Annotated in this window: 5 protein-coding genes and 1 rRNA gene; 5 read left to right on the forward strand and 1 reads right to left on the reverse strand. The window is 70.4% G+C overall.

Going from position 1 to position 13,728, the window contains the following annotated elements; all coding sequences use genetic code 11:
• Window positions 1-68 (forward strand): 5S ribosomal RNA (gene rrf / locus IE313_RS36645); the annotation flags it as partial.
• Between the two features lie 112 nt (window positions 69-180).
• Window positions 181-840 carry a DegT/DnrJ/EryC1/StrS family aminotransferase gene (locus tag IE313_RS31440; RefSeq protein ID WP_189938345.1) on the forward strand — a complete coding sequence of 220 codons (660 nt, stop codon included), beginning with the start codon at window positions 181-183 and terminating at the stop codon, window positions 838-840.
• A 90-nt stretch (window positions 841-930) separates the two neighbouring features.
• Here IE313_RS31440 and IE313_RS31445 read toward each other — a convergent pair whose 3' ends face one another.
• Window positions 931-3,669: a SpoIIE family protein phosphatase gene (locus IE313_RS31445; RefSeq protein ID WP_189938260.1), complete on the reverse strand. Its 2,739-nt coding sequence runs from the start codon at window positions 3,667-3,669 to the stop codon at window positions 931-933.
• Window positions 3,670-3,958: 289 nt separating this feature from the next.
• Between IE313_RS31445 and IE313_RS31450 the strand changes: the two genes are divergently transcribed.
• From IE313_RS31450 to IE313_RS31460, 3 genes are all read left to right on the forward strand, one after another.
• A complete protein-coding gene (locus tag IE313_RS31450) occupies window positions 3,959-9,487 on the forward strand; it encodes a HAMP domain-containing protein (RefSeq protein ID WP_189938262.1) in 5,529 nt (1,842 codons plus the stop codon).
• Window positions 9,488-9,774: 287 nt separating this feature from the next.
• Entirely contained in the window at window positions 9,775-10,458 is a 684-nt protein-coding gene (locus IE313_RS31455; RefSeq protein WP_189938264.1) for a response regulator, read from the forward strand.
• Between the two features lie 235 nt (window positions 10,459-10,693).
• A complete protein-coding gene (locus IE313_RS31460) occupies window positions 10,694-13,498 on the forward strand; it encodes a DNA translocase FtsK (RefSeq protein WP_189938266.1) in 2,805 nt (934 codons plus the stop codon).
• Window positions 13,499-13,728 lie beyond the last annotated feature (230 nt).

A 13,728-nucleotide genomic window follows, 5' to 3' on the forward strand; every position in this document is an offset into this window, starting at 1 on the left:
AAGCTAAGCCTTTCAGCGCCGATGGTACTGCAGGGGGGACCCTGTGGGAGAGTAGGACGCCGCCGAACTCTTTGTGAAGAATGGTCCCGGAACTTCGGTTCCGGGACCATTTTCATTTGGCCCCTCTTTACGTGCCGTTCACGTCCCGCAGCCACCATGCGACACATGGGGACTCTTGAACTGCTGCGCGCGGCAGACATCGGAGCGGGCGACGAGGTCATCGTGCCCGCTTTCGGAAATGTCGAGGCGACCGAGGCCGTCGTACTCGCCGGGGCCCTCCCCGTCTTCGCCGACATCGACCCGGTGACCTACTGCCTCGACCCAGGCTCCGTCGCCGCCGCCGTGAACCCGCGTACCGCCGCCATGATCGTCGTCCACCGCTTCGGGCGGCCCGCCGACCTCGGCCCGCTGCACACGCTCGGGGGGAAGCACGGACTACTGGTACTCGAACAGACCGAGCTGGACGCCGTGTTCGACGGGATCGCACAGCGCCGGGCGCACGCCGCGCTGCTCGACGCACGGCTCACCGGTGTCCTCACCCCCGCAGGATGCGCCGGCCACACCTACCAGCAGTACGTCGTACGGGTCCCGGGGAACGGACGGCCCGACCGTGACGCCTTCGCGCGCACCCTGCGCGCCCGCGGAGTGGCCTGCCGGGTGCCCGTGCAGACACCCGTGCACCGGCTGCCGAGGTACCGCAGGGACCTGCCGCTGCCGGAGACGGAGCGGGCCGCCGACGAGACCCTCGCCGTGCCCGTCGACGCCGGTCTCGGCCCCCGGGACATGCGCCGCGTCATCTCCGCCTGCAACGCCCTCGGAGGACTCCTGCAACCCGCGTGAGCGGCCGTCCGACGGGCTGTCACGCCTACGGATGACAGCCCGCCGAGGGGCGGACCGCCCACGTACGGGTGACCGCCGCCCCCTGGCCCCTCAGTCCTGCGGGGGCTCCGGCACCCGCATCGTCAGGATGGCCATGTCGTCCGAAGGCGCGTCGGAGGCGAAGCGCTCCACCGCGCGCAGGATGCGCGCCGCGACCGCGCCCGCCGTCAGCCCCGTACACGTCGTGAGGACGTCCGCGAGGCCGTCGTCCCCCAGCATGCGCGTCCCCTCGCGGCGTTCGGTGACACCGTCGGTGACGCACAGCAGGACATCGCCCGGATCCAGCGTCACCGTCTGCTCGTAGAGGTCGAGGTCCTCCATGACACCCAGCAGCGGCTGGGGCTCCGCGGCGGGCGACACCGTGCCGTCCTGACGCAACCGCAGCGGCAGTGGATGGCCCGCGCAGACGACCTTGAGCAGCGCACCGCCGTCGGCCTGCGGCCACAACTCGCCGTAGAGCAGGGTCAGGAAGCGGCTGCGGGCGCCCTCGTCGAGGATGGCGGCGTTCAGCCGCTCCAGGACCGCGGGGCCGCCGAAGCCCTCGCGGGCCAGCAGGCGCAGTGCGTGGCGGGCCAGGCCGGTGACCGCGGCCGCCTCGGGACCCGTCCCGCAGACGTCCCCGATGGCGAAGCCGTAGGCGCCGTCGGAGATGGGGAAGATGTCGTAGAAGTCGCCGCCGACCTCGTTGCCCTCGCCCGCGGCGCGATAGATGACCTCGACCTCCACACCGGGCACGTCGGGCAGCTCGGGCGGCAGCAGGCTGCGCTGGAGGGACTGGCTGATGGCGGTGCGCTCCGAGTACAGACGGGCGTTGTCCAGCGCGAGCGCGGCCCTGCGGGACAGGTCCTCGGCGAGCTCCAGGATCTCCTGGCGGAAGTGGTCGTCGGAGGGCTTGCCCAGGGTGAGCATGCCGATGACGCGGTTGCGGGCCACCAGCGGCAGGACGACGGTCTCGCCGCCGACCGCCGAGGCCGTGTGCAGCGTCGTCGCTATGCCCGAGGAGACGGTGGCGGGCTCCCCCAGGTCGATGCTGCGCAACGACGTGCGCAGCGCCGCCTGGTGGGCCTGCTCGGCGGGAGCCGCCCAGATCCGGGCGCCCGGCGTCGGCACCGGGTCGGGCGGGTCGATCGTCGCCAGCAGCTCCTTGAGGCCGTCGATCCGCTCCTCGTCCTCGTGCAGCACATAGGACAGATAGGGCTCGGACGACTGGTCGGCGATGGTGTACACCGCGCACCAGGTGGCCAGCGTGGGCACGGTCATCTGGGCCATCAGGGCGAGCGTCTGATCGCGGTCCAGGGTGCCGGCGAGCAGATCGGAGGCCTCGACGAGGAACGAGAGGGAGCCGCGCCGCAGCCGCTCCAACTCGCCGAGGCGGGCAGACTCGACGGCGAGGGCGATGCGGTCGGCGGCGAACTGGAGGCGCAGCGCCTCCTCGTTCGAGTAGCGGGCCGGGGACTCGGCGGCCACCCCGAGAGAACCCGTGAGGCGGCCCTCCACCTTCAGGGGCACCGTGACGACGGAGCGCATGCCGGTGCCGTCCAGCAGCGGGACGGCACCGTGGACGACACTGAGGTCCTCGTGCACGGCGGGCATCCGGGCGGTGCCGAACCGGCCGTGCCCGGCCTCCACGGGCACCCGGGCGAATCTCTGGCGCGCGGAGGGCAGACCGGTGGAGGCGCGCACCTCCAGCTCCGTCTCGTCGTCGGTGGCCAGCAGCAGGAAGGCCGCGTCGCCGTCGAGCATGTCGCGGGCGCGCTCCACGGTGCGCTGCAGCAGGCCGTCGAGGTCGTCGGGCGCCGGGGAGCCGATGAAGACCTCGAAGGGGTCCGCGGTGCGGCCGTCGGAGGCCACCGCCGGATCGGAGGACGGCTGGCGCAGCGGGGTCTGCAGGACGGCGCGCTCGTGGTCGCGCACCAGGAGGCACACGGTGGAGGGGTCGCCGTCGGCATCCCTGACCCGCAGGTGCGAGGCGTACACGGGGACGACCCGGCCGGAGGCGCTGCGGATGCCGTAGCTGCCCTCCCAGCGGGACAACCGGAGCGCGTCGGCGACACCGGTGCTGGTGCCGGGCGTGTGCGGCCAGGCGGCGAAGTCGGTGAGCGGCTTGCCGATGACCTGTTCCTCCGGGTAGCCGAAGAGTTCCTCAGCGTCCTCGTTCCAGGCGGTGAGGGCGCCGGTGCGGTCGATCTGGACGACCGCGACGCGCACCCTGCCGTCGGCCAGCGGCAGCAGGTTCACCGGCAGCGGGGGGCCTGCGGTGCGGGCGCCCACCGGGCGCTCCGGCGAGGTCAACTGGAACCAGACCTGCTTGTGGGTCGGGGAGTACTCGACGCCCCAGCGGGTGGCGAGCGCCGCGCAGAGTTGGAGGCCGCGGCCGCCCTCGCTGTCCGGGCTGCCCATGTCCACCGGGGCGTGCTGGACGGGTACCTCGCGCTCCGGGTAGCGGTCGGCGACCTCGACGCGTACCCCGTCGGGCGCCCGCAGACAGAGCACTTCTGCGGAGGTGCCGGCATGGACGACGGCGTTGGTGACGAGTTCACTGGTGAGGACCACGGCATCGTCCGCGATGTCCGCGAGGCCCCAGCCCTGGAGGGTGTCACGCACGAAGGAGCGGGCCGTGGCGACCGAGCGCCCTACGGGTTCGAAGGTGGCGGCCGCGCGCGCGGTGATCACAGAACTCCTCGTCCGGGTCTCGTTGTGCGGTTCCTGGAGCCCGGCCCCGGCCCCGGCCCCGTCGTCGTCAGGCCCCTCCGGGGACTGCCCCCCGGGCAGGTGCACTCCGGTGGTCATGGTGCGGCCGCCCCTCCGATACCCGCTCGTACTCGTGCTCCCGCCCAGCCCGGTGCACCCGGCGTGGTTGGACAGCCGCATGCCAGGTTACTTACCTTCGCCGTCTATGCGGATGCCGCCCGTAAGAGTTTCCGCCCAGAGGGTGTGCGGACGGTGTGGGAAGCTGCCGAACTGTTATGGCCTGGTTCCGCAAGGGTGAAACACTGGGCAGGCTTCAAGAGAGAACAGTCTTCTGAGAACGAGCTTCAAGAGAGCCGAGCACAAGGTCGACCCCTGCGGGAGGGACACGGTGGAGTCTGGCGCAGCGACGCGGGGCACAAGCACGCGCGCACGAGGCGGACAGTCCCCTAGCAAGCCGCGCACACCGCGGCACACGGGGACGACCGCGGTGGACACGGCGGCCCTGCACAGGTTGCTCGCCGCTCTTGTGGCGATGCGTGACGGCAACTTCCGCAAACGCCTCACGGTCTCGGGCGACGACGTCATGGCCGAGATCTCGGCGGTGTTCAACGAGGTGGCCGACCGCAACGTGCACCTGACGGGGGAGCTCTCGCGGGTGCGGCGCGTGGTGGGACGCGAGGGAAAGCTCACGGAGCGGTTGCAGACCGGTGCGGGCGAGGGCTCCTGGGCGTCCGCCATCAAGGCGTCGAACGCCCTGGTGGACGATCTGGTGCGACCGGTGTCCGAGGTCGGCAGGGTGCTCACCGCGGTGGCCGAGGGCGACCTGGAGCAGCGGATGGAGCTGCGCTCGCCGGCGTCCGACGGCGGCGACCGGCCGCTGCGCGGTGAGTTCCTGAAGGTCGGCAAGACGGTGAACAACCTGGTCGACCAGTTGTCCACGTTCACCGACGAAGTCACCAGAGTGGCCAGCGAGGTGGGTACCCAGGGCAAGCTCGGCGGGCAGGCCCGGGTGCGCGGTATGTCCGGTTCCTGGAAGGACCTCACGGACTCCGTCAACACGATGGCCGAGCGCCTCACCGCTCAGGTTCGTGACATTGCTCTCGTGACGACCGCCGTGGCACGGGGTGATCTGTCCAGGAAAGTCACGGTTCACGTGGCCGGTGAGATGCTGGAGCTCAAGAACACCGTCAACACGATGGTCGACCAGCTCTCGTCGTTCTCGTCCGAGGTGACCCGGGTGGCCCGCGAGGTGGGCACCGAGGGCGAGCTGGGCGGCCAGGCGCGGGTGCCGGGCGTCGCCGGCGTCTGGAAGGACCTCACCGACTCGGTGAACCTGATGGCCGGCAACCTCACCGCGCAGGTGCGCGGGATCGCGCAGGTCACCACGGCCGTCGCCAACGGCGACCTGTCGCAGAAGGTGACCGTCAGCGCACGCGGCGAGGTCGCGCAGCTCGCAGAGACGATCAACCAGATGACGGAGACGCTGCGCACCTTCGCGGACGAGGTCACACGCGTCGCGAACGAGGTCGGTGCCGAGGGCCGTCTCGGCGGCCAGGCGAATGTGCCCGGTGCGGCGGGCACGTGGAAGGACCTCACCGATTCGGTGAACACGGTTTTCCGCAATCTGACCACTCAGGTGCGCGACATCGCCGCGGTGACGACGGCGGTGGCGAACGGCGATCTGTCGCAGAAGGTCACCGTCGACGTCGCCGGCGAGATGCTGGAGCTGAAGAACACCGTCAACACGATGGTGGACTGGCTCTCCTCGTTCGGTGCGGAAGTCACCCGGGTGGCGCGGGAGATCGGGGTCGAGGGCGAGCTGGGCGGCCAGGCGCAGGTGCCGGGCGCGGCGGGCACCTGGAAGGACCTCACTGACTCGGTGAACACGGCCTTCCGCAACCTCACCGGCCAGGTCCGCAACATCGCCCAGGTGACGACGGCGGTGGCGAACGGTGATCTGTCGCAGAAGGTCACCGTCGACGTCTCCGGCGAGATGCTCCAGCTGAAGAACACCGTGAACACCATGGTGGACCAGCTCTCCAGCTTCGCCGACCAGGTGACCCGGATGGCGCGGGACGTCGGCACCGAAGGCCGCCTGGGCGGTCAGGCGCGGGTGCCGGGAGTCTCGGGCACCTGGAAGGAACTGACGGACTCCGTCAACTTCATGGCCGGCAACCTGACCTCCCAGGTGCGTCAGATCGCCCAGGTCACCACGGCCGTCGCGCGCGGCGACCTGTCGCAGAAGATCGATGTGGACGCGCGGGGCGAGATCCTGGAGCTGAAGAACACCATCAACACGATGGTGGACCAGCTTTCCGCGTTCGCCGACCAGGTCACCAGGGTGGCCCGCGAGGTGGGTACGGAAGGGCGGCTCGGCGGCCAGGCGCAGGTGCCCGGCGTGGCCGGTGTGTGGCGGGACCTGACCGACTCGGTGAACGGCATGGCCGGCAACCTCACCGCCCAGGTGCGCAACATCGCCCAGGTGGCGACCGCGGTGGCGCGCGGCGACCTCTCCCAGAAGATCGGCGTGGACGCGCGGGGCGAGATCCTGGAGCTGAAGAACACCCTCAACACGATGGTCGACCAGCTCTCGAACTTCGCGGAGCAGGTGACCCGGGTCGCGCGCGAGGTGGGCACCGAGGGCATCCTCGGCGGCCAGGCCGAGGTGCAGGGCGTGTCCGGAACCTGGAAGGACCTCACCCAGTCCGTCAACTTCATGGCGAACAACCTCACCATCCAGGTGCGCAACATCGCCGAGGTGACGACGGCGGTCGCCAAGGGCGACCTGTCGAAGAAGATCACGGTCGATGCCAAGGGCGAGATCCTCGAACTGGTCACCACCGTCAACACGATGGTCGACCAGCTCTCGAACTTCGCGGAGCAGGTGACCCGTGTGGCCCGCGAGGTGGGCACCGAGGGCAACCTGGGCGGCCAGGCCCGGGTGCCGGGCGTCACCGGCATCTGGAAGGACCTCAGCGACAACGTCAACCTGATGGCCAACAACCTGACCGGTCAGGTGCGGAACATCTCGCAGGTCGCGACGGCGGTCGCCAACGGCGACCTGACCAAGAAGGTGACCGTGGAGGCGAGCGGCGAGGTCGCCCAGCTCGCCGACACGGTCAACACGATGGTCAAGACGCTGTCGTCGTTCGCCGACGAGGTGACCCGGGTGGCGCGCGAGGTCGGCACCGACGGGATCCTCGGCGGCCAGGCGCGGGTGCCGGGGGTCTCGGGCACCTGGAAGGACCTCACCGAGTCGGTGAACTCGATGGCGTCCAACCTCACCGGTCAGGTGCGGAACATCGCCATGGTCACGACGGCGATCGCCAAGGGCGACCTCACCAAGAAGATCGACATCGATGCGCGCGGTGAGATCCTGGAGCTGAAGACCACCATCAACACGATGGTCGACCAGCTCTCCAGCTTCGCCGAGCAGGTCACCCGGGTGGCCCGCGAAGTGGGCACGGAGGGCCAGCTCGGCGGTCAGGCGCGGGTGCGGGACGTGGACGGCACCTGGCGCGACCTGACCGAGTCGGTGAACGAGATGGCCGGCAACCTCACCCGCCAGGTGCGGGCGATCGCCGCCGTGGCCACCGCCGTGACCCGCGGCGACCTCAATCTGAAGATCGACGTGGACGCCGCCGGCGAGATCCAGGTGCTGCAGGACAACATCAACACGATGATCGCCAACCTGCGCGACACCACGATCGCCAACAAGGAGCAGGACTGGCTCAAGGGCAACCTGGCCCGTATCTCCGGTCTGATGCAGGGCCGCCGCGACCTGGAGGACGTCGCCTCGCTGATCATGAGCGAGCTGACGCCGGTGGTCTCGGCGCAGCACGGGGCGTTCTTCGTGGCACTGCCCACGGACGACGCCCAGGATCTGATGACGGCCTCCGACGACGCGTACGAGCTGCGGATGCTCGGCTCGTACGGCTACTCGATGGGTTCCATGCCGACGTCCTTCAGGCCCGGTGAGACGCTGATCGGGACGGCCGCCAAGGAGCGGCGGACGATCCTGGTGGAGAACGTGCCGCCGGGTTACCTGAAGATCGCTTCCGGTCTCGGCGAGGCGCCGCCCGCACACGTCATCGTGCTGCCGGTGCTCTTCGAGGGCACGGTCCTCGGGGTGATCGAGCTGGCCTCGTTCCAGCCGTTCACCCAGATCCAGAAGGACTTTCTGAGCCAGATCGCCGAGATGATCGCGACCAGCGTCAACACCATCAGCGTCAACACCAAGACCGAGGTGCTGCTGAAGCAGTCCCAGGAGCTGACGGAGCAGTTGCGGGAGCGGTCGGCCGAGCTGGAGAACCGGCAGAAGGCGCTGGAGGAGTCCAACGCCGAGCTGGAGGAGAAGGCCGAGCTGCTGGCCCAGCAGAACCGCGACATCGAGGTGAAGAACACCGAGATCGAGGAGGCCCGCCAGGTCCTCGAGGAGCGCGCGGAGCAACTGGCCGTGTCGATGCGCTACAAGAGCGAGTTCCTCGCCAACATGTCGCACGAGCTGCGCACCCCGCTCAACTCCCTGCTGATCCTGGCCAAGCTGCTGGCCGACAACGCGGAGGGGAACCTCTCCCCGAAGCAGGTCGAGTTCGCGGAGACCATCCACGGAGCGGGCTCCGACCTGCTCCAGTTGATCAACGACATCCTGGACCTGACCAAGGTCGAGGCGGGCAAGATGGACGTCTCGCCGACGCGTATCTCGCTCGTCCAGCTCGTGGACTACGTGGAGGCCACCTTCCGGCCGCTCACCGCGGAGAAGGGCCTCGACTTCTCCGTGCGGGTCTCGCCGGAGCTGCCAGCGACCCTGCACACCGACGAGCAGCGGTTGCTCCAGGTGCTGCGGAACCTCCTGTCGAACGCGGTGAAGTTCACCGACTCGGGGGCGGTGGAGCTGGTGATCAGGACCGGCGGCTCCGACGTTCCGGTCGCCATCCGCGAGCAGCTTCTGGAGACGGGCGCGTTGAGCGATCCGGACGGCGAGCTGATCGCCTTCTCCGTCACCGACACCGGTATCGGCATCGCGGCCAGCAAGATGCGGGTGATCTTCGAGGCGTTCAAGCAGGCCGACGGCACCACCAGCCGCAAGTACGGGGGCACCGGACTCGGGCTGTCCATCAGCCGGGAGATCGCCCGGCTGCTCGGCGGTGAGATCAACGCCGCGAGCGAGCCCGGCCGCGGTTCGACGTTCACGCTGTACCTGCCGCTGCACCCGAGCGAACTGCCCCCGGAGGGCTACGCGCAGCTCGCGCCGTCCATCGAGCCCGGCGACACGATGAGGGCCGTGGAGGGCGCCAAGATGCCCGCCGAGGTGAGGTCCTACCAGGATTCCCAGACGGGGCCCGCGGCGCTCTTCAGGCGCCGCCGCAGGGCCGTGGCGCCCGCTCCGCCGCAGCTTCCGGCGGCGCTGCCCCCGGCCGAGCCGCAGCCGGCGCAGGAGGGCGCCGGCGCGGACGGCGAGCCGGGTGGTGCGCAGGAGCCGTGGGGCGAGTCGGGCGCGCAGCGTGAGGCGGGTCCCGAGGAGTGGGGCAGCGTCGTGTTCGACGGTGAGAAGGTGCTCATCGTCGACGACGACATCCGCAATGTGTTCGCCCTCACCAGCGTCCTGGAACAGCACGGCCTCGCCGTGCTGTACGCGGAGAACGGCCGCGAGGGCATCGAGGTCCTGGAACAACACGACGATGTCGCTGTTGTCCTGATGGATATTATGATGCCCGAGATGGACGGGTATGCCACGACTACGGCGATCCGCCGGATGCCGCAGTTCGCGGGCCTGCCGATCATCGCGCTCACCGCGAAGGCCATGAAGGGCGACCGGGAGAAGGCGATCGAGTCCGGTGCGTCCGACTACGTCACGAAGCCGGTCGATCCTGATCATCTGCTTTCTGTGATGCGGCGCTGGATGAGCGGGGAGTGACTGGCGTACGTTCGTAGGTGACAAAGTTGTAGCCTGGAACGAACCTGGCGCTGTGTAGAACTGCGGTAATCGGGGAACCTTTTGGTCTCGCCCTGCGTTCCCGCAGTGTGCTGTGATACATGGACAGTGACATGGCAGTGACAGGGTGTGGCGACAGGCGGGGTGCGGCTACGATGACCGGCACAAGGACGGACGGCGTAAGGGAGTCGTCCCCCGGGGCGGCGCCCGGTGCCGCCCCGAGTCCTTCGGACAGGGGAGGCCCCATGCCGGGGCGAGGAGGGCGGGCCATGGTGCAGAAGGCCAAGATCCTCCTGGTCGATGACCGGCCGGAGAATCTGCTGGCGCTGGAGGCCATCCTCTCTGCGCTCGATCAGACGCTGGTGCGGGCATCGTCCGGGGAGGAAGCGCTCAAGGCACTGCTCACGGACGACTTCGCGGTGATCCTGCTGGACGTCCAGATGCCGGGCATGGACGGTTTCGAGACGGCTGCGCACATCAAGCGCCGCGAGCGCACCCGCGACATCCCGATCATCTTCCTCACCGCCATCAACCACGGCCCGCACCACACCTTCCGCGGCTACGCGGCGGGCGCCGTGGATTACATTTCGAAACCCTTCGACCCGTGGGTGCTGCGCGCCAAGGTCTCGGTGTTCGTCGAGCTGTACATGAAGAACTGCCAGCTCCGCGAGCAGGCGTCCCTGCTCCGCCTCCAACTGGAAGGCAGCGGCAAGTCGCCCGTCGGGGACGCGAAGGAGCCGGTCGGCCTGCTCGCCGAGCTCTCCGCCCGGCTCGCGGCCGTCGAGGAGCAGGCCGAGGCCCTGTCGAAGCAGCTCGACGACGACTCGGCGGACGCCTCCGCGGTGGCCACCGCCGCGCACCTGGAGCGCAAGCTCTCCGGCCTGCGCAGGGCCCTCGACGCCCTGGAGCCCGGCGCGGGGAGCGGCGCCCCGTCCCTGCCCTCGCAGAGCTGAGCATCCGGAGCGCGGTGCCGGCCCCCGGTCGGCGCCCGCCTCCATCCGGCCGGCGCCCCTCCCTCGGTGCCACCGGGCCCATCCCGCGCTCCGCCGGCCCGTACCCCGTGCGGGCCCTGAGGCCGCCGCGCCTCGATGACACCGCGTCAGGCAGGCGCGGCCTTCGAGACGACACGATCGGGTGAAGAAGTGGGCACACGTGTCCACTGGGGCCCACGGCGGTAACCTCACCCCCATGGCCCCACGTCAGTCCGCAGCCAAGAAGACGCCCGCGAAGAAGGCGGCCGCGCCGGCGAAGGGCACGGCGAAGAAGGCCGCGGCGGGCGCGGTCAGGAAGGGCCCGGCGAGGAAGGCACCCGCCCGCAGGCCGCCGGCGAAGAAGGCCGCGGCCAGGAAGCCCGCCCCCCGACCGGCACCGAGCCCCACCGCGGGCGTCTACCGCATGGTGCGCGCCCTATGGCTGGGCGCCGCCCACACCGTCGGCGCCCTCTTCCGCGGCGTGGGGCGCGGCGCCAGGGGCCTCGACCCGGCGCACCGCAAGGACGGCCTCGCCCTGCTGCTGCTGGGTATCGCACTGATCGTTGCCGGCGGCACCTGGTCGAGTCTGGACGGCCCCGTCGGCGACCTGGTCGAGTTGCTGGTCACCGGCGCCTTCGGCCGCCTCGACCTGCTGGTGCCGATCCTGCTCGGCGTCGTCGCCATCCGGCTGATCCGCCACCCCGAGCGTCCCGAGGCCAACGGCCGTATCGTGATCGGGCTCTCCGCCCTGGTCATCGGCATCCTCGGACAGGTGCACATCGCCTGCGGCGCGCCCGCGCGCAGCGACGGCATGCAGGGCATCAGGGACGCCGGCGGCCTCATCGGCTGGGCCGCGGCCACCCCGCTGACGTACGCGCTCACCGACGTCCTGGCCGTACCGCTGCTGGTGCTGCTCACCGTCTTCGGCCTGCTCGTGGTCACCGCCACCCCCGTGAACGCCATCCCGCAGCGGCTGCGGCTGCTCGGCACCAGGCTCGGCCTCATCCACCCGGAGTTCGAGGAGGGCGCCGAGGAAGCCGTGTACGACGGCGACGACGCCCGCTACGAGGACCAGTGGCGCGAGGCACTGCCCCGCTCCCGGCGCCGCGGCTCCGCCGAGCCCTACGACCACGACCGGGCGGAGGAGCAGGCGCTCTCCAAGCGCCGCAGGCCGCGCAGGGCCGGCGCCGCGGCCGACGCGGAGAATGCGGCAGGCGCGGCCCGGCAGGCCGGCACGGGGCGGTCCCCGGACCCCGTGGACGTGGCCGCGGCGGCCGCAGCCGCCCTCGACGGCGCCGTGCTGCACGGCATGCCGCCCTCCCCGCTGGTGGCCGACCTCACCCAGGGCGTCACCGCCGACCAGCGGCCCGGACAGCGAACCGAGGTGCCCGCGGCCCGCGCCCGGCTCACCAAGTCCGACCCGGCCGGGCAGAACGCCCCGCAGGGCCCGCCGGCCGGCTCCGGGGCGGTGCCCGATCTGACCAAGTCCGCCCCCGAGGCGCCCCGCGAGCTGCCCGCGCGCGCCGAGCAACTCCAGCTTTCCGGTGACATCACCTACGCACTGCCCTCGCTGGACCTCCTGGAGCGCGGCGGCCCCGGCAAGGCGCGCAGCGCCGCCAACGACGCGGTGGTCGCCTCCCTCACCACCGTCTTCACCGAGTTCAAGGTCGACGCCAGCGTCACCGGCTTCACCCGGGGCCCCACGGTCACCCGCTACGAGGTCGAACTCGGCCCGGCGGTCAAGGTCGAGCGCATCACGGCACTCACCAAGAACATCGCCTACGCGGTCGCGAGCCCCGACGTACGCATCATCAGCCCCATCCCCGGGAAGTCCGCGGTTGGCATCGAAATCCCCAACACCGACCGCGAGATGGTCAACCTGGGCGACGTCCTGCGCCTCGCCGACGCCGCCGAGGACGACCACCCCATGCTGGTGGCGCTCGGCAAGGACGTCGAAGGCGGCTATGTGATGGCGAACCTCGCCAAGATGCCGCACGTCCTGGTCGCGGGCGCCACCGGCTCCGGCAAGTCGTCCTGCATCAACTGCCTGATCACGTCGATCATGATGCGTGCGACGCCCGAGGACGTCCGCATGGTGCTGGTCGACCCCAAGCGCGTGGAACTCACCGCCTACGAGGGCATTCCCCACCTGATCACACCGATCATCACCAATCCCAAGCGGGCCGCGGAAGCACTCCAGTGGGTCGTGCGGGAGATGGACCTGCGCTACGACGACCTCGCCGCCTACGGCTACCGCCACATCGACGACTTCAACCAGGCTGTGCGCAGCGGCAAGGTGACGCCTCCGGAAGGCAGCGAGCGCGACCTCCAGCCGTACCCGTACCTGCTGGTGATCGTCGACGAGCTGGCCGACCTGATGATGGTCGCGCCCAGGGACGTGGAGGACGCCATCGTGCGCATCACCCAGCTCGCCCGTGCGGCCGGCATCCACCTGGTGCTCGCCACCCAGCGGCCCTCGGTGGACGTCGTCACGGGCCTGATCAAGGCGAACGTCCCCTCCCGGCTCGCCTTCGCCACCTCCTCGCTCGCCGACAGCCGCGTCATCCTCGACCAGCCCGGTGCGGAGAAGCTGATCGGCAAGGGCGACGGGCTCTTCCTTCCGATGGGGTCCAGCAAACCCGTGCGCATGCAGGGCGCCTTCATCACCGAGGAAGAGGTCGCGCAGGTCGTCCAGCACTGCAAGGACCAGATGGCGCCGGTCTTCCGGGACGACGTCACCGTCGGTTCCAAGCAGAAGAAGGAGATCGACGAGGACATCGGCGATGACCTCGACCTGCTCTGCCAGGCCGCAGAACTCGTCGTCTCCACGCAGTTCGGCTCCACCTCCATGCTCCAGCGCAAGCTGCGGGTGGGCTTCGCCAAGGCCGGGCGGCTGATGGACCTGATGGAGTCACGGAACATCGTCGGGCCCAGCGAGGGGTCCAAGGCGCGTGACGTTCTTGTGAAGGCCGACGAGCTGGATGGAGTGCTCGCCGTGATCCGCGGGGAGGCTCAGTCCTAGGGAGCGAGACCCGCGCTCGCGACGGACGGCGGGTCGCACACGGCGGATGAGTCGGCGCACGTGCGACGCGCACCCGTGCGGCCGGCCCAAGCCGCGACGCCCTCACCGCGCCCTGGGAAGGGACCGGTGGTGTGCATGGGGAAGCAGGTCCGAAAACTACTCAGGAGTGCCCGGCAGAGCCGTGCGCCCACCGTGGCGCCCGGGGCCTGGGGCAACCGTTTCGCTTCGGC

Origin of the sequence: Streptomyces sulfonofaciens, from assembly GCF_014656295.1 — a bacterium.
Lineage (GTDB): Bacteria > Actinomycetota > Actinomycetes > Streptomycetales > Streptomycetaceae > Streptomyces > Streptomyces sulfonofaciens.